The sequence below is a fragment of the Sporichthyaceae bacterium genome, assembly GCA_036269075.1.
Lineage (GTDB): Bacteria > Actinomycetota > Actinomycetes > Sporichthyales > Sporichthyaceae > DASQPJ01.
Map to the genome: position 1 here is coordinate 1 of DATASX010000130.1, position 17,190 is coordinate 17,190.

General features: G+C 71.6%; 15 protein-coding genes. 5 read left to right on the forward strand and 10 right to left on the reverse strand.

The window, feature by feature from the left end; translation table 11 throughout:
* Positions 1–67: 67 nt before the first annotated feature.
* A complete protein-coding gene (locus VHU88_24195; protein ID HEX3614812.1) occupies positions 68–994 on the reverse strand; it encodes a hypothetical protein in 927 nt (308 codons plus the stop codon).
* Positions 995–1,119: 125 nt separating this feature from the next.
* Between VHU88_24195 and VHU88_24200 the strand changes: the two genes are divergently transcribed.
* The gene (locus tag VHU88_24200; protein HEX3614813.1) at positions 1,120–1,923 is read left to right on the forward strand and encodes a DUF3105 domain-containing protein; all 804 of its coding nucleotides are present in this window, start codon (positions 1,120–1,122) and stop codon (positions 1,921–1,923) included.
* A gap of 21 nt (positions 1,924–1,944) precedes the next feature.
* Here VHU88_24200 and VHU88_24205 read toward each other — a convergent pair whose 3' ends face one another.
* Both VHU88_24205 and VHU88_24210 read right to left on the reverse strand, forming a co-directional pair.
* Positions 1,945–3,030 carry an NDP-sugar synthase gene (locus tag VHU88_24205; protein ID HEX3614814.1) on the reverse strand — a complete coding sequence of 362 codons (1,086 nt, stop codon included), beginning with the start codon at positions 3,028–3,030 and terminating at the stop codon, positions 1,945–1,947.
* 2 nt (positions 3,031–3,032) lie between these two features.
* A complete protein-coding gene (locus tag VHU88_24210) occupies positions 3,033–4,118 on the reverse strand; it encodes a glycosyltransferase family 1 protein (protein ID HEX3614815.1) in 1,086 nt (361 codons plus the stop codon).
* A gap of 195 nt (positions 4,119–4,313) precedes the next feature.
* On the opposite strand from VHU88_24210, the gene VHU88_24215 reads away from it, so the two are divergent.
* Complete coding sequence (locus tag VHU88_24215; protein ID HEX3614816.1) at positions 4,314–5,063, forward strand: TIGR03089 family protein; 750 nt, start codon at positions 4,314–4,316, stop codon at positions 5,061–5,063.
* 350 nt (positions 5,064–5,413) lie between these two features.
* Here the strand turns inward: VHU88_24215 and VHU88_24220 are convergent, their stop codons facing one another.
* The 5 genes from VHU88_24220 to VHU88_24240 all read right to left on the reverse strand — a co-directional run bounded on the left by VHU88_24220 (position 5,414) and on the right by VHU88_24240 (position 11,253).
* The gene (locus tag VHU88_24220) at positions 5,414–7,492 is read right to left on the reverse strand and encodes a DUF5941 domain-containing protein (protein HEX3614817.1); all 2,079 of its coding nucleotides are present in this window, start codon (positions 7,490–7,492) and stop codon (positions 5,414–5,416) included.
* A gap of 38 nt (positions 7,493–7,530) precedes the next feature.
* Positions 7,531–8,403 (reverse strand): ABC transporter ATP-binding protein, encoded by an 873-nt coding sequence (locus tag VHU88_24225; GenBank protein ID HEX3614818.1) that lies wholly within the window; start codon positions 8,401–8,403, stop codon positions 7,531–7,533.
* A gap of 3 nt (positions 8,404–8,406) precedes the next feature.
* A complete protein-coding gene (locus tag VHU88_24230) occupies positions 8,407–9,255 on the reverse strand; it encodes an ABC transporter permease (protein ID HEX3614819.1) in 849 nt (282 codons plus the stop codon).
* A 61-nt stretch (positions 9,256–9,316) separates the two neighbouring features.
* Complete coding sequence (locus tag VHU88_24235; GenBank protein HEX3614820.1) at positions 9,317–10,447, reverse strand: glycosyltransferase; 1,131 nt, start codon at positions 10,445–10,447, stop codon at positions 9,317–9,319.
* The gene (locus tag VHU88_24240; GenBank protein ID HEX3614821.1) at positions 10,444–11,253 is read right to left on the reverse strand and encodes a CDP-alcohol phosphatidyltransferase family protein; all 810 of its coding nucleotides are present in this window, start codon (positions 11,251–11,253) and stop codon (positions 10,444–10,446) included. The genes VHU88_24235 and VHU88_24240 overlap by 4 nt, the downstream gene beginning before the upstream one ends.
* 111 nt (positions 11,254–11,364) lie before the next feature.
* Between VHU88_24240 and VHU88_24245 the strand changes: the two genes are divergently transcribed.
* Together VHU88_24245 and VHU88_24250 are read left to right on the forward strand one after the other, a co-directional pair.
* Positions 11,365–12,153 carry an NTP transferase domain-containing protein gene (locus tag VHU88_24245; GenBank protein ID HEX3614822.1) on the forward strand — a complete coding sequence of 263 codons (789 nt, stop codon included), beginning with the start codon at positions 11,365–11,367 and terminating at the stop codon, positions 12,151–12,153.
* Positions 12,137–12,856, forward strand: a complete 720-nt coding sequence (locus tag VHU88_24250) for an NTP transferase domain-containing protein (GenBank protein ID HEX3614823.1) — start codon at positions 12,137–12,139, stop codon at positions 12,854–12,856. The genes VHU88_24245 and VHU88_24250 overlap by 17 nt, the downstream gene beginning before the upstream one ends.
* Positions 12,857–13,092: 236 nt before the next feature.
* Here the strand turns inward: VHU88_24250 and VHU88_24255 are convergent, their stop codons facing one another.
* Both VHU88_24255 and VHU88_24260 read right to left on the reverse strand, forming a co-directional pair.
* Entirely contained in the window at positions 13,093–14,118 is a 1,026-nt protein-coding gene (locus VHU88_24255) for a glycosyltransferase family 2 protein (protein ID HEX3614824.1), read from the reverse strand.
* Positions 14,115–15,530 (reverse strand): LCP family protein, encoded by a 1,416-nt coding sequence (locus VHU88_24260; GenBank protein HEX3614825.1) that lies wholly within the window; start codon positions 15,528–15,530, stop codon positions 14,115–14,117. Before VHU88_24260 ends, VHU88_24255 begins: the two co-directional genes overlap by 4 nt.
* Positions 15,531–15,863: 333 nt before the next feature.
* Between VHU88_24260 and VHU88_24265 the strand changes: the two genes are divergently transcribed.
* Positions 15,864–17,189: a UDP-glucose/GDP-mannose dehydrogenase family protein gene (locus VHU88_24265; protein HEX3614826.1), complete on the forward strand. Its 1,326-nt coding sequence runs from the start codon at positions 15,864–15,866 to the stop codon at positions 17,187–17,189.
* The last annotated feature ends 1 nt before the right edge of the window (position 17,190 follow it).

A 17,190-nucleotide genomic window follows, 5' to 3' on the forward strand; every position in this document is an offset into this window, starting at 1 on the left:
TCGCGCGCCCTACCGACGAGTTGAAGGGCGCGCGACACGACAGAAGATGCGATGTTCGGACACGGCGTCAGTGGCCGCGGTGGTCCTGGATGGTCAGGCGGGGGCCGTAGCGGGGCGCCTTGGCGGACATCTCGATCAGCACGCACGCCCGGTAGCGGTGGCCGGCGTAGGGGGCCAGCAGCTCCAGCATCCCGGCGTCGTCGACGCGACGGCCGGTGAGGGCCACCCCCACCGTGTGCGGCAGGTGGTAGTCGCCGACAGTGACCGCGTCCGGGTCGCCATGGGTGCGCTGCCGGACCTCGGCAGACGTCCACGGCCCGATGCCGGGCAGGGACCGCAATCGGATGTCGGCGGCCGCCGAGTCCAGCTCCAACATCTCCTCCAGGCGCCCGGCGTACCGAGCCGCGTTGACGATCGTCCGTGAGCGGGCCGGCTCCACCCCGGCCCGGTGCCAGGTCCAGGACGGGATCTGTGCCCACACCGGCGCCGGCGGCGGCACCCGCAGGCCGACCGGGGTCGGGCCGGGCGCCGGTTCGCCGAACTGGAGCACCAGTTCCCGCCACGAGGCCCGCGCCTGCTTGCCGGTGGTCTTCTGCTCCAGCACGGTCGGCACCAGGACTGACAGCACCTGTCCGGCGCGGGCGATCCGGAACCCCGGGTGGCGGGCCGCGGCGTCGGCGACGACCGGGTGGTGGGCCACGAAGCCGCTGCGGTCGTCCAGCACCCCGCACATCGCCGGGGCCCGCTCCAACAGCCAGTCCGCGCCGATGCCCCAGGCCTGTGCGACCACCTCGCCGAGCGCGGCGTCCGCGGACAGCCGCAGCGTCCCGGGGCCGAGCGGGGTCTGCACGCCGCGCCACACCGCGCCGCTCTCGTCCGCGCGGAACGCCGGGTCGCCGGTGCCCCGCCGCAGCACCCGCAGAGTGCGGCGCAGGTCGACCTCATGGCCGGGTCGCCACCGGCGCTCGAGGGCTGCGGTGGCGGTCCCGGACACCTGCCGAGTCTGCCGCACACCGGACGGGTGACGCGGAGCACCGTCTCGCGGGGCTCCGGCCGCACCTGCCGCGCGAATAGAATTCGCCCTTTGGGCAACCTCAGCGAGAAGAAACGGCCGGCATCGTGGCGAAGCGACCGAAGGACCCGAACGAGCCGAGTCGGGCGGACAAGGCCGCGACGTTCAATGCCGATAAGGCCAAGCAGGCCCGGCGCGAGAAGCTCCAGAACCGGTTGGTCATCGGCTTCGTGGTCGTGTGTGTGATCGCCGCGGGGGTGATCTGGAAGTCCAAGCACCACGGCGGCAGCGGCGACGCGACAGTCAAGGCGCTGCAGGCTGTCGGGACGAGCCCGGTCGTCGCCGGCTGCGGCCCCCCGAGCGACGACGGGACCGGGGTCGCTGCCAAGTCCTCGGCGGCGCCGTCGGCCGCCCCCTCACCCTCGGCCTCGTCCGCTCCGGGTCCCCAGACCATCGTGACGCCCGGGCAGCGGGTCCACTACCCGATGGTCCCGCCCAGCTTGGGCCCGCACCTGGCCAACCCGGTCGCGGTCAACGGCGGCGGCTTCTACACCGCCCAGGACCGCCCGCCGATGGAAGGTCTGGTCGCGAACCTGAACGCGGGCTGGACCGTGCTCTGGTACGACGCCGGGGCGCTGGGCCCGGACCAGGTCGGCAAGATCCAGAAGGCCGCCGGAATTCTGCACAAGGACACGCGTTACAGCGAGTTCGTCGCCTCGGAGTGGGACGCCGCGTACGGCACGATGCCCGCCGGTACCCCGATCGCACTGGTCCGCTGGACCCAGCAGCCGATCAACGGCACGAACCCCGGCGGCCATCGGGCGTTCTGCCACGAGATCTCGGGCGAGGCGATCCTGCAGTACATGATCTACTTCGGGGCCCCGATCGCGGCGGGCGAGTCGAACGACTGACACCGCCGTTCTGACGGGACGTCAGGACGGCGCGGAGAACCGCACAGCGTGGTCGCCGATGACCGCGTCGGTCCACACCCGGGCGCCGGCGATCAGCTCGTTGTCCGCTCCGATCCGCGCCGCGTCGCCGACCACGGCGCCGGACAGCGCGGTCCGCTCCCCGACGTAGGCCCCCAGGCCCACAACGCTGTCGCGCACGACCGCCCCTGCCGCGACCTGCGCCCCGGCCAGCAGGACGCTGCCGGACACCTGCGCGCCGGCCCCGACCACAGCGCCGGGTCCGATGGCGCTGCCGCCGTCGATCACCGCGTCGACCGCGACGGTCGCGTCCGGTGCCACGAGCGCCGCCCCGGGCCGCTCGACCGCAACCGAGCGCAGCACGCCGCGCACCAGGTCCGCGGAACCCTGCACGAACGCCGCCGGGGTCCCCAGGTCGAGCCAGTACGAGCACTCGACGTAACCGGCCACCACCGAGCCGCCGGACAGCAGGCCGGGGAACGTGTCGCGCTCCACCGAGACCACGTCCCCGTCCGGGATCGTGTCGATCGTGCCGCGGCGGAACACGTAGCAACCGGCGTTGATCTGGTCGCTGACCGGCTCCGGGCTCTTCTCCAGGAACGCGGTGACCCGGCCCTCGGCGTTGGTCGGTACGCAGCCGAACGCCCGGGGGTCCGGCACCCGCACCAGGTGCAGGGTCACCTCGGCGCACGCCGCGGCGTGGACGGCCAACTGGGCGCCGATGTCGTGCCCGGACAGCACATCGCCGTTGAGCACCAGGACCGGCGCCTCGGGGTCCGGACCCAGCAACGCACCCGCATTGCGGATCCCACCACCGGTGCCCAGCGGTTCGGTCTCGGTCATGTACTCCAGCGCCAGGCCCAGCGCTGTCCCGTCGCCGAAGTACTCGGTGAACACCTCGGGGCGGTAGGAGGTCGCCAGGATCACGTGGCGGACCCCGACCTCGCGCAGCCGGACGATCTGGTGCGCGAGCAACGGGACGCCGGCGCACGGCAGCATCGGCTTGGGGATGTTGACGGTCAGCGGCCGCAGCCTGCTTCCCTGACCACCGACGAGCAGGATCGCCTCGGCGGCAGTGACCTGACCCACCGTCAGTTCTGTTCGGTCGCCGCCGCGGCCTGCGCGTACGTGTCCAGATGGATCTGCGCGGAGGCGGTCCAGGTGAACAACTGCGACCGCGCGTGCGCGGCCTCGGACAGCGCGCGCCGCCGGTCGCCGTCCTGCAACAGCTTGGCCAGGTTCCGGGCGATCGACTCCGACTCCGGCTCGGTGTAGGCCGCGGCCTCACCGCCGACCTCGGGCAACGACAGACGCCGGGCGATCAGCACGGCCGCGCCGCAGGCCATGGCCTCCAGGGTCGGGAACCCGAAGCCCTCCGACCGGCTCGGGAACGCCATGACCGTCGCCCCGCCCATGAAGCCGGGCAGGTCGGCGGGGCGCAGGAATCCGGGTCGGACCAGCTTCAGGTGCTCCGGGACGTGGGAAACCGCCTCGGCGATCGCCGGGTCGCCGGTCGCCGGACCGGCCAGCACCAGCGCGGGCGGACGCTCGAAGTCGGAGACCGCCATGATCCAGCCGCGGATCAGTTCGGGGATGTTCTTGCGCCGCGACATCTCGCCCAGCGAGCCGACGTAGGTCTCGCCGTGCAGGCCCAACCGGCGAGCCACGCGGTCGCGCTCGACCTCGTCCGGCGGCCGGAACACCGTCGAGTCGATGCCGTGGTAGGCGACGTTCACCTTGGCCGGATCAGCGCCGAGCATGCGGACCAGTTCGTCACGGGTGGCCCGGGACGGCACGATGAAACGGGCCGCCCGCTCCAGTGACAACCGGGTCGCCGAGCGGAAGAAGTCGCCACGTTCGTCGGCGTACATGTCCGGGTTGCTGAACATCGTCGCGTCGTGCAGCGTCACGACGACGGGGATCGACGTGTCGCTCGGCATCGAGTACTGCGGGCAGTGGATGACCTCGGCGCCGATCTCCTCGGCCAGGCGGGGCAGGCCCTCCTGCTCCCAGGCGAGTCGTTCCGGCCGGTGTGCGACGGTCGGCGGCGCGGACAGGATCCGGGTGTTCGGCGCCAGCCGCGAGAGCCGATCGGCGTCGGCGCGCTGACAGGCGACGGCGATGTCGGCACCTGCCCGGTCCAGCGCCGGGACAAGGCCCTCGATGTACCTGCCCACCCCGCCACGGTCGGCAGGCACCGAGGTGGCGTCGATGAGAACGCGCGGCCCCACAGCGCACCCCTGTCCCGTGCTGATCACACTCGATTCGGCGCAGTAACGCCGTTGCTCGTCAGCCTACGCCCGGCGCCCACCGTCGTCGTGCAGGATGGTGTGCGCACACTCACACAAGCATGCTTCGTAAGCTGCACAGCCGTGAGCGATTTGCGTGATGTGTCAGGTGCGCCACAGGACCTGTGGCGCGCCGCGGTAGCTCGCGACCCGGCCCGGCCGTTCCTGACGCACTACGACGACGCCACCGGCGAACGGGTCGAGCTGTCCTTCACCACCACGGACAACTGGGTGGCCAAGACCGCGAACCTGCTCGTCGACGAGCTCTGCGCGGAGCCCGGCGAACGCGTCGGGCTGTGGCTGCCGACCCACTGGCAGACCGTGGTCTGGTACCTGGCCTGCTGGGCCACCGGCACCGTCCCGGCCCTCGGGGCAGACCCCGCCGACTGCGCCCATGCGGTCGCCGACCCGGAGCACGCCGAGGCAACGGTGGACTGTCCGGGGACGCGACTGCTGGTCCCGCTGCGGCCACTGGGCGGACGTGCCGCGACGGTGCCGACCGGCATGCTCGACTACGCGGCCGAGGTGCCGACCCACGGCGACCGGTTCGCCGGTCCCCCGGTCCTGGCGACCGCACCGGCGCTGGAGCGCGCCGGGGTGACCCTCGACGGGGCGGCCCTGGTCGCCGCGGCCCGGGCCGACGCCACCGAGCACGGGTTGTCCGGGGCGTCGCGGGTGCTGTTCACCGGCGACCTCGGCAGCGCGGCAGGTCTGGCGGCCGGGTTGCTCGGGCCGCTGGCGGCCGGGGCCTCGGTGGTGCTGTGCCGCAACGTCGACCGCACGCGCCTGCCCGACCGGGCGCAGGCCGAACGTGTCACCCATCAGCTGAGCTGAGCCCACACACCTCGCCACTTCTGCTGCCTGTCCCACGTATCAAGGCGGGTCGAAAGGTGGGACGGGCAGCAGGAGTGCGGAACAAAGGGGCGGGACAAAGAGGCGGGCGGGAAGCCGGCCGCCGCCGTCTCCCCGCCCGATAGCCGCCAGTTGTGCCGCGCCGTCGGCAAGCCCGCCAGCTCCGACGTGCGCGATCCGGTGTGGACCGCGGCCTCAGGACCATCCCGGTTCCGGCCCGACAGCCGGGAACCTTGTGGTCCGTGGTGCAGTTGTTACTGATGTGATAGATGGGATCTAATCCCCCAAAGGTGCGGGTGCGCAAGAGTCCGCGCCGAATTACACACGCGTAATTAGGCCGAACGGGTGACGGGCTCCCTTTGCGCCCGGACCCAGGTGGTCCACGCCCCCGCGCTCTCGACCAGGAACGCAACCGCGAGCACGACCGCGCCGATCCCCAGCAACGGCCCCAGCCGACGGGTGCCCAGCAGCACCAGGCCGAGGACGAACAGGCGCCCGTCCCAGCCGAGCCCCACCCGGAACACCCAGGCCCGGGGCCCCTGGCGGGTGTGCCGCCACCGGTAGACGGTGTCGTAGTGGTGGTAGGTCACCACGCACAGCAGCGCGAACGCCGCCGGCAGCGCCGGGTGGTCCAGGGCCGCCACGACGCGCACCACCAGCCCGTACTCCAGCCCCCGGACGACCCCGGGCATCAGCCAGCCGAAGCGGCCCGTCGGCGGCTCGCGCCAGGCCGGGGCGGCCAGCAGCACCACCGCGGACAGCCCCAGCGCGACCAGCCAGCCGTGCCCGGTCGAGGCCAGCGCCGCCGTCACGAGCCCGGCGACCAGGGCGGCACCGAGCGCCACCTCGGCCGGAAGCCGCGGCAGGCGCCCGGCCAGGGCCCGGCCCTGCGGGCTCGCGTCGATCATCTGGTCCAGTTCGCCGTCGCGCCCGGACACCGCCGGGTCCAGGCTCACCGGACCGGCCGCCACGGTGCGCAGCACCCGCCCGGCGGTGGCGTAGCAGGCCGAGACGCCCCCGAGGGTAAGCAGCACCAGGAACACCGCGTGGGCCCCGGAGAAGGCCGCGAAGACCGAGATCAGCAGCCAGCGCTCCCCGATCGGCAGGAACACCATCCGCTTGGTCCACTTCAGCGCCGCGGTCGCGCTGGTCCGGGCCGACAGCGAGACCGCGCCGCGGCCCAACGCGGCCGCGGCCGAGTCGGTGCCGGACCCGTCCCGCTGTCCCAGGGTCGCCACGAAGCCGAAGTCGACGAAGTTGCGGAACACCTGCAGGGCCAGCGTCGCGCACGCGAGGCCCCACACTTCGCGCCCGCAGCGGGCCGACCCGTAGGCCAGCGCGGCGTAGACCGTGAACTCCTTGACGCGGTCGGTCGTGGCGTCCAGCCAGGCACCGAGCGCGCTGAACGTCCGGGTGTAGCGGGCGGTCTCGCCGTCGACGCAGTCGACCACCAACGACACCTGCAGCAGCAGCGCGCCGACGACCAGGCCGACCCGGTTGCCGAGCGCGAAGAAAGACGCCGCGAGCAGCGCGATCCCCAGCGCCCCGAGCGTTATCTGATTCGGCGTCCAGCCCCGTCGCACCGCCAGATCGGTGACCTTCGGCGAGAGCTTGCGGACCACGAACGTGGAGTAGAAGCCGTCGTCGGGCCGGGCCACCCGCCGCAGCCGGATGCGGTGCTCGTCGTTCTCGGTCAGCGCGCGCCCGAGCGCCCAGGCCGCGCCCGGGTCGACGGGGCGCCCGAACACGTACTCGCCGACGACGACTTCGCGGACCTCGACGCCGCGTTGCAGCGCCCCGAGGGTGAGCAGCTCGATCGGGTCGGCGACCCAGCCGGAGACGGTGGCGATCCCGGACAGGTCCCGGGCCGCGAGCACCAGCGCCGTGCGGTCGGCCGGGTCGATTCGCATCAGCCCGGCATGGGCCCGGTCGGCGTCGGGCAGCGCGTGCTCGGCCGAGCCCGCGCCGCGCACCGCCCCGGCAGTCACCCGCAGGTTCGCCGGGCCGTGCCGGTGGGACAGCACCGCGGTGCCCAGCCGAGGGTCGGCCGCCAGGTCGCCGACCGCACCGCCGTGAAGGACCACGTCGCCGTGGGCCAGCAGGACCGGCTCGTCGAGCCCGTCGAGATGAACGGCGAGCTGCCCGAGGGCGGCGCCGACGTCGGAATAGCCGACCACCGGGATCGCGGCGGGCAGCAGCCGGCTCACCTGGTCGTGCCAGGCGTTGCGGGTGAGCACCACGGTCGGGTGGACGCCGAACTCGGCGACGGTCGCCAGCAGTTGCTCGAGCGCCGTCGCCCCCGGGGCCACCTCCAGGAGCGCCGCAGGGCCGCCGTCGGCCGCGGCCGCGTCCACGACCACCACCAGGGCGGTGGGATTCGGGCGACCGGGGGCGGAATTATCAGTGCGCACGAAGATCATCCAACCCTGCGGGACGTCGTCCCGCAGGGTTACCGCGGACCGCGCCGCGGCGCGCCGCTGGCCACGTCCTCGTCGGGGTCGCCGGCCTCGGCGGCCGCCTCGCGGGCCCGGCGGGCCTGGGCGACCCGTCGGGCCGAGAGGGCGGACTTGTCGTCCTCGGCCAACCGGTCCGCGTCGTCGGCGTACCGGGTGAGGATCTCGGCGACCGGGCCGTCGCCGATCAGTCGGCCGTCGCGCAGGTAGAGCCCGCGCTTGCAGAACCGCTCGACGTGCTCCGGGTTGTGCGAGACCAGCACGACCGTCCGGCCCTGTCCGAGCAGTTCCTCGACCCGGACGAAGCACTTGCGTTGGAAAGCCCGATCGCCGACCGCGAGCACCTCGTCGACCAGCACGATCGGCCGGTCCACCGTGGTGATCACCGAGAACCCGACCTTGGCCTTCATGCCGCTGGACAGGTGGCGGAACGGGGTGTCCAACCGGTGGCCGATCTCGGCCCACTCGACGATTTCGTCGAACCGTTCGGCGATCTGCTTCTTCGACAGGCCTTTGAGCCCGGCGGCCAGCCAGATGTTGTCGCGCACGGTCAGGTCGTTCTCGAACCCGCCGGTCACCTCGATCATCGGCGCCACCGAGCCGTACACGTCGACCCGACCTTCGTCCGGGATCATCACGCCCGCGATCAGGCGCAGCAACGTGGATTTGCCGTGGCCGTTGCCGCCGACGACCCCGATCGACTCGCCCGCGTAGATCGTGAACGAGACATCACGCAGCGCCCAGAACTGGTCGTCCTGACCGACACCGGATTTACCACGGGTCAGGAACTCCCGGGCCCGCAGCTTGCGCCGGCGGTTGGCGTGGAACCGGATGCCGAGGCCGTCCGCGACGATCACCGGCCGCGACATTCCTCAGATCTCCTTCAGCACAGCGGGTTCCATCCGCCGGAACACCCAGATCCCGACCACGAACAGCACCAGGGAAACGAATGAGCCGCGCAGCGCCAGGTCGAGCGAGGGCATGTCGGCCCGGTAGACCCCGGCCCGGTAGAGGCCCAGGATCGCGTTGAACGGGTTGAGGGTGTAGATCTGCTTGACGATCTCCGGGAGGTGCTTCGGCTTGGCGTGGGTGCCGAAGATCTGGTCCTGGCTGTAGACCACCGGGCTCAAGTAGAAGAGCATCCGCACGACGATCCGGACCAGGCGCTCGACGTCGGTCATCATCACCGTGACCGGAGCCAGGATCATCGCGATCCCGGTCAACGCGACCCACTCCATGACCATCGCGACCGGCACCCAGACGATCTTCTCGTTGACGCCCTTGTGCAGCAGGATCATGAAGAACACGAGAACCGGGATCGAGAACAGGAACTCGAAGAACTTCGACCCGATGATCCGCAGCACCCAGATCTCGCGGGGCACGTCGACCGAGCGGACCAGTTTCGCCTCACCGGAGATGGCCCGGGACGCACCGGTCATCACCGCGTTCGCCCAGTTCCAGGGCAGCATCCCAAGTAGCAGGAACACGATGTAGGGATCCTCGGACCCGTTGCCCCGGGTGAAGACCTTGGTGAACACGAACCAGTACACGCCGGCCATCAGCAGCGGCTCGAGGACCGACCAGAAGTAGCCGAGGGTCGAGTCGGAGTACCGGATCCGCAGGTCGCGCCCGATCAGCAGGCTGAGGATCCGGCGTTGCGAATACACCGAGCGCCAACGCGACGGGCTCACCGTCACCTGCTGCTCAACCGTCACCGTCATCTCGCGGACAAGCGTAGGGCGACGGCTGCACGTTCACGCAATCCAACGGATTGGACGCGCGTCACTTCCGCGTCACGTCCAGCCGGGCGTAAACATCCAGCATGAGCGCCGCGTTGCGTTCCCAGGTGTAGTGATCCACCGCATGAGCCCGACCCGCGCCCCCGAGCAGCCCGCGTAGTTCGGGCCGCTGCGCCAACTGCGCCATGGCGGCGGCCAGTGCGGACGGGTCGCGGGGCGGCACGACGTAGCCGGTCACGCCGTCGCGGACCACCTCGGTCAGCCCGCCGACCGCCGAGACGATCACCGGCAGACCGCAGGCCTGCGCCTCGACCGCCGCCACCCCGAAGCTCTCGCTGTCCAGCACAGAGGGGACCACGAACACGTCGAAGCCCTGGATCAGCGCCGGCACATCCGCGTGCGGGACCTTGCCGAGGAAGCGGACCCGGTCGCCGAGGCCCAAGGCGGCGGCCAGTTCGGTGTACTCGGCCAGCTTCGGGCCCCCGCCGACGACCACCAGGTCGCACTTGTCGGTGACCGGGCCGGAGGTGCCGACCAGTTCGGCGAAGGCGCGCAGCAGCACGTCGATGCCGTACTTGGAGTCCATCGTCTTCACGATGCCGAAGACGACCCGGTCGTCCGGCGGTCGCGGAGCCGGAGCGAAGGCCACGGTGTCGACGCCGAACGGCGTCACCGCGATCGGCTTGTCGGTGTAGCGCGCGGTCCGGGCCCGCATGACCTCGCTGGTCGAGCAGATCGCATCGGCGCGGGACAGCGCGAACTCGACCATGCGCCGCTGGACCGGACCGGCGTCCGGGAAGTCGTAGATGTCCGATCCCCAGACCGAGACCACGTACGGGTGCCGGTTGGCCATCGCGCCGAGGAAGCCGTAGCTGGAGACGTAGTGGGCGTGCACCAGGTCGGGGTCGGCCTGCGCCAGCAGCGTCCGCAACCTCGGGACGGTGAGCAGGTAGGCGGCCTTGTTCGAGTGCACCAGCGGCAGGTACCGGATGCGCACCCGGGGCCAGTTCCGTTCCTCGGTGTCACGGTGCGGCTCGAGGCTGATCACATAGACGTCGATGCCGCGCCTGTCGTAGTAGTCCAGCCACTTGTGCGTGTGGACGTTGTTCGCCGGGGCCAGCAGCGCGATGCGCATCCGGCGTTCGGAGCGCTCGTCCCGGTCGCCCCGCTTCACGGGCGCACCATCGGTTCCGGCGCCGGCGGGCGCAGTCGGTTGGACAGCAGGATCGCCAGCAGGTGTCCGCCCGCCACGAAGATCGCAATCGGCAGCATCGCCGCGCACAGCCCCTTGGTGCAGTTGTGGGTGCCGAAGATCGAGTCACCGACCGCGGCCAGCATGGCAACGAACGAGAACTCCAGGGCGAGCAGCGCCCGGTGGATCGGCACCCAGCCGAACACCGCCCGGGCGCCACGCAACCCGGCGGCCCGGATGGTCTGCTCACCGTCGGCGGTCGGCGGCAGCTTGGCCAACGCGCGCGCTGTATGCACCAGGTCGGTCTCGGCCTTCACGAGGAGGGTGACGGTGGCGGTCGCGAAGCCCACCGTGGCCCAGCCGTTCAGCGAGCCCCAGCCGCCGCCGGCCCGGATGCCCAGCGCGGCGGTCAGCCCGGCCTCGGTGACGTAGTGCCCGATGCGGTCCAGGTAGACCCCACTGGCCCCGGTCTTCTGCCGCCAGCGGGCCAGTTCGCCGTCGGAGCAGTCGAGGATCAGCTGGACCTGGATCAGCAGCGCCGCGAGCACCGCAGTCCAGACTCCGGGGAACGACAGGCTGACCGCGGACAGGCCGCCCGCGAGGATCATCCCCCAGGTGATGCCGTCGGGCGTGATCCGCGTGTTCACCAGCGCCCGGGTGACGTGGATCGAGATCTTGCGGCCGTAGGCAAGGCCGGCCCAGTGTTCGGCGTTGGCCCGGGACAGCACAGCAGGTGGCTGCGCCACCGCTCGGAGCTCGGCCAACGAGGGCCGCGCCGCCGGACTCATCGCCACTCCTCGGACTTCCCGCGCCGCCCCTCGGCAACTTCCCCGCCGTGTATATCAAGGCAGGACCGCGAACTCCCTCCAGCGCGGCCACGTCGGGCCTACCATCACGTCATGTCACCGGTTGATGGCAGTGCGTTGTCAGTCGTGATCCTCGCAGCAGGCGCCGGGCGCCGGCTGGGGCGCCCGTTCCCGAAGGTCGTCACCCCGTTGGTGGGCCTCGGGACGATCCTGGACACCCAGCTCGCGGCGTTGCGCTCGACCTTCGGGCCGGCCGTACCGATCAGCGTCGTCGTCGGTTTCGGTGCCGACGCCTTGATCGCCGCCTGTCCCACGTTCACCTACGTCCGCAACGACCGGTGGGAGCACACCGACACCGCCTACGGGCTGGGCTGCGCCCTGCGCGGCCGCCCGACCACCGGCGTGCTCTGGCTGCCCGGCGACGTGGTCTGCGACGCGGCGGTCCTCGAGGCGCTGGGCGGCCCGATGGCCGCCGGCGAGTCGTGCGCCGTGGTCACCGGCATGAGCAACCGCGCCAACGCGGTCCGGTTCACCCTCGACCCGGAGGGGCGGCTGCGGCAGTTGGCCCCCGGCCTGCGCGAGGGCCTGGGCGAGCTGGCCGGGATCAACTACGTCGCCCCAGCCGACCGGGCACGCTTCATTGCGGCGCTCGAGTCGTGCGCACACAGCGACCGGGCCGAGTACGCGCTGGCCCTGGCAATCGCCGGCGGCATGTGGGTGCACCCGGTCGAGGTCGACGGATCGCTGCTGGTCGACGTCGACACCGACGGCGACCTGCGCCGAGCCGAGCGCCTGTTCGACGCGGCGTCCTTCCAAGGATCCCAATCCGCGCTCCCCGGGCAGCGCGGCCAAATACGATCGGCGGATGCCTCCCGCAGTTGATCAAGCCCCGCTGCAGGTCGTGATCCTGGCGGCGGGTTTCGGCTCCCGCCTCGGCAAGCCGTTCCCGAAGCCGTTGACGCCGCTGGTCAGCGGCCGCACGATCCTGGGCCGCCAGCTCGACTGCGTGCGCTCGGCGCTCGGCGAGGGCACCTCGGTGATCGTCGTGGTCGGCTTCAAGCTCGAGCTGATCATGGAGGCCGCGCCCGAGGTGCTGTTCGCCTACAACGAGCGCTACGACCAGACCAACACGTGCAAGAGCCTGCTCCGGGCGCTGCGGCTGACCGGCCCCGGCGGCGTGCTGTGGCTGAACGGCGACGTCGTCTTCGACCCGGCGATCCTCTCCGCGGTACGCCCGCACCTGGCCGCGGGCCAGTCGTTCGTGTGCGTGAACACGGCCGCGGTCGGCGACGAGGAGATCAAGTACACCGTCGACGCGGCGGGCATGATCCGCGAGCTGTCCAAAACGGTGCAGGGCGGGCTCGGCGAGGCGATCGGGATCAACCACGTGTCGGCCGGGGACAAGGAACTGCTCTGCAAGCAACTCGAGTCCTGTGCCGACGAGGACTACTTCGAGCGCGGGATCGAGACCGCCGTCGCGGCCGGGTTGCGCATGCTCCCGGTGGACATCTCGGCGTGGGCGGCGGTCGAGGTCGACTTCGCCGCGGACCTGGACCGCGCCAACGAGGTGGCCGGCGGCTCCTGAGGTGCATCCCGATCATCGATGATCGGGCGAGGCTCCCTCATACGTGGAATGGGTTCTCTCATACGCGGAACGCGTCGTCGCCTGCGCGGGGCAGAGCTGAGAGGAACTGCCGTGGGCATGTGGGCGCGGTCAGGGGTCGAGGTCGACTTCGTCGCGGACCTGGACCGCCCCAACGAGGTGGCCGGCGGCTCGTGAGGACCCTGCAGCCCGATCATCGATGATCGGGCGAGGCTCTCTCATACGCGGGGCGAGGGTGCGGGGATCAGGTCCTTGGGGCTGAGCAGGAACCCGGCGCCCCAGGCCAGGTGCATGGTGGCGAACACGATCGGGAGCCGGGCCGCCGCGCCCCGCGGCAGGTCGCGGCCGGTCACCGCGGACCCGGAGATCACAGCGGCGGCGTAGCCCGCCGGGGCGGCCCAGCCGATGCGCTTCCCGGCGACGGCCAGGGCGGCGCCGCCGACCAAGGCGAGCACCACTGCCGGCGGGGCCAGGTAGCGGGCATTGGCGGTCTCCGGCATCCGGCGGACGACGCCGCGGCGCCATTGGCCCGTCCGGTAGAACTGCCGGGCCAAGGCCCGCAGGTCGGCCCGGGGCCGGTAGGTCACCTGCAGCCGCGGGGTGAACCACACGACTCCGCCCGCCTTGCGGATGCGGTGGTTGAGCTCCCAGTCCTGGGCGCGGCGCAGGGTGGGGTCGAACCCCCCGACGCGCTGCAGGATCTCCCGACGGAACACCCCGAGGTACACCGTCTCGACCGGGCCGGCCTGGCCGCCCAGGTGGAACCGCGAACCGCCGATACCCAGCCGACTGCACATCGCCCGCGCCACGGCCTGCTCGAACGGCGTGACGCCCTCCGCGGCCATGATCCCGCCGACGTTGTCGGCCCCGCTCTCGACGAGCACCTCGACCGCGGTGCGGACGTAGTCCGGCGGCAACATCGAGTGACCGTCGACCCGGACGACGACCTCGTGGGTGCTCGCCTCGATGGCCGCGTTGAGCCCGCACGGGGTGGCCCCGGCCGGGTTCTCGACCAATCGGATCCGCGGGTCGGACCCGGCCAGTTCGGCGGCGATCTTGTCGGTGTCGTCGCTGGACGGCCCGAGGGCGAGCACGACCTCCATCGGACCGGCGTAGTCCTGGGCCAGGATCGCCCTGACGGCGGCCCGCAGGTGCCGGGACTCGTTGAGCACCGGCATGACGACCGCGACGCCCGGGGGCCTCCGGCCGGCGGCGCTGCCGTCGGCCGTCGCGTCGCCGCTCACGAGTACAAGCAGGTCGCGTCGACCGACTGGGCCACGCCGGGGGTTGTCGCCACCGGTGCCTTCTTCGGGGTCGGCTTGGGCGTGGCCGTCTTGCCCTTCTTGGTCGTCGCCTTGGTGGTCGGGGTCGGCGTCGGGGTGGCGGCGACCACCGGCGCGGCGTTCGAGGCGGCGATGGCCTGCTGGACCATCGTTCGGATCACGGAGAGGTCCGGGGCGTCCGGGTTGATGACCTGATTGGTGAACTGGACGCTGGTGAAGCTCTGCTTCTTGGCCCTGGGCGCAACGTCGAGCAGCGCGCTGACGGCTCCGGTGGTCAGGTCGGTGAGCAACACCTTGTGCGCCGCGTTGGCGAGCCTGGAGTAGTTCTCCAGGACGGTCAGCGGGTTGGCCTGCTTCAGGATCGCCCCGATCAGGCACTTCTGCCGCCGCATGCGGTCGTAGTCCGTTGTGGTGGCTCGCGACCGCGCGTACCAGAGCGCGTGATAGCCGTCGAGGTGCTGCAGGCCAGGCTCGATCCAGCCGAGTATCGGGTTCGGAGCGCCTTCCCGGCAGCCGCCGCCGGGCAGGTCGCAGACGCCGGTGGCGTGCCCGCCGCCGATCGGCAGCCGCTCGTCGACGCGGATCGTGACGCCGCCGATCGCGTCGACGATGTCCTGGAAGCCCTGCAGGTTGACCAGCGCGTAGTAGTGGATGGGCACGCCGAGGGTCTGGGCCAACGCCTGCTCGACGGCCAGGGCACCGGGGTTCGAGACCCCCGGGAACAGGTTCTTGTTGGCCAGCGCCCAGGTGTAGATGCCGTAGGCGAAGTCCGGGAAGCCGCTGGGGAACTGCCTGGCCATCGGCGTGCCGGGCGGGAACTGGACGTAGCGCAGGTTCCGGGGCAGCGAGAACAGCACGGACTTGCCGGTTGCCATGTCGATGCTGACCATCGAGATCGAGTCGGTCCGCACGCCGGTGCGGTCCAGACCGCCGTCGCCGCCCAGCAGGGCGATGTTCAACCGGCCGTTGTAGAGCTTGCCCAGCCCGCCGGGGGCGATCAGGGACTTGACCAGATTCCGCTGGACGTCGATCAGGTAGGCGCTGTAGGCCAACGGCGTGGTGACGCCGGCCATCAGCGTCAGCGAGAGCCCGGCCGACATGAATCGGTGCGGCACCCGCAACGACGGCGGACGGCCCAGTCGCCAGGCGTCGACGAACAGGGCGAGCCAGCAGAGGCCGAGCACGACCACGGCGACCTCGAAGAAGGTCAGCGCCGCGGTGTTCAGCCCGAGCTTGATGATGCCCTTACGGCCGAGGAGGACGCCGCCGATCCCCACCGTGCCCAGGACCAGCCCGACCACTCGCAGCGCGGCACGCCCGACGGCCTTGCTGCCGCAGGTGATCTGCGCCATACCCGGCAGTACCAGGGTCATCGCCAACAGGGTCAGCGACCGTCGGAACCGGACCGACTCCGACCTCCGAGTGACATCACCCTCGGGAATCGACAGCAACTCCAGCCTCCGCAACACGCGGCCCGCACCGGCGAGCCGTGGTTCTTCGTATTCCTGCCCGGGTTCGGCCGCGACCGGCGGCCCGGCGACACGCCGGAGCCGCCCTGGCGTGGGCGAGCCGGAAAAGTATCACCGGACCTGCGCACCACGAGACTCATTTCACCGGTGAGTCGCTCATCGTGGTCGCGCGGATACACCGAATCTTACCGGGTGGTCGCTACCCTCCAGGCGACGTCAGATCTCGGGGGAGGTTCGGTGCGTTCGGTCACGGTTGTCGGTACCGGCTATCTGGGCGCGACCCACGCGGCCTGCCTGGCCGAGCTCGGCTTCGACGTGCTGGGCATGGATGTCGACGAGGTGAAGATCGCCGCGTTGAGCGCGGGCCGCGTCCCGTTCTACGAGCCCGCCCTGGCCGAGCTGGTCGCCAAGCACGTCGCGAGCGGCAAGCTGCGGTTCACCACGTCCTACGCCGAGGTGGCCGCGTTCGCCGACCTGCACTTCCTCTGCGCGGGCACCCCGCAGCGCATCGGTGAGCTCGCCGCCGACCTCAGCCAGGTCGACGGCGCCTTCGGCGGACTGGCCCGGCACCTGGACCGGCCGTGCCTGCTGGTGGGCAAGTCCACGGTGCCCGTGGGCACCGCGGCGCGCCTGGCGGATCTGGTGGCCACGACCGCTCCGGCCGGTGCCGCGGCCGAGCTGGCCTGGAACCCGGAGTTCCTGCGCGAGGGCCACGCGGTGGCCGACACGCTGCGGCCGGACCGCCTGGTGGTCGGGGTCCGCGGCACGCGGGCCGAGGAAGTGCTGCGCGAGGTCTACGCCGACCTGCTGGCGGCCGGGGTGCCGTTCCTGGTGACCGACTTCGCCACGGCCGAACTGGTCAAGGTCGCGGCCAACGCGTTCCTGGCCACCAAGATCTCGTTCATCAACGCCATGGCGGAGGTGTGCCAGGCGGCCGGCGGAGACGTGACCGCGTTGGCCGACGCGCTCGGCCACGACCCGCGGATCGGCCGGCGCTTCCTCAACGCCGGGCTGGGCTTCGGCGGCGGCTGCCTGCCCAAGGACATCCGGGCGTTCATGGCCCGAGCCGGTGAGCTGGGTGTCTCGGAGGCGCTGACGTTCCTGCGCGAGGTCGACGCGATCAACCTGCGGCAACGCGCGCGCGCCGTGGAGATCTCCCGGGAGCTGTGCGACGGGGTGCTGGTCGGGCGCCGGATCGCGGTACTCGGCGCGGCGTTCAAGCCGGAGTCCGACGACGTCCGCGACTCCCCCGCCCTCGACGTGGCCGGCCAACTGCAACTTTCCGGCGCCCGGGTCAGCGTCTTCGACCCGAAGGCCATGGCGAATGCCGCGGCCCGCTTCCCGACGTTGTCCTACGCGGAATCGGCCGAGGACGCCTGCGCCGACGCCGATCTGGTGCTGCACCTGACCGAGTGGCAGGCCTTCCGCGACCTGGACCCGGCGAAGCTGGCCGAGGTTGTCGCGCGCCCGGTCGTCCTGGACGCCCGCAACGCGCTCGACCAGGTCGCCTGGCGCGCCGCCGGGTGGATCTACCGAGGGTTCGGGCGGAGCACGACGAATTAGT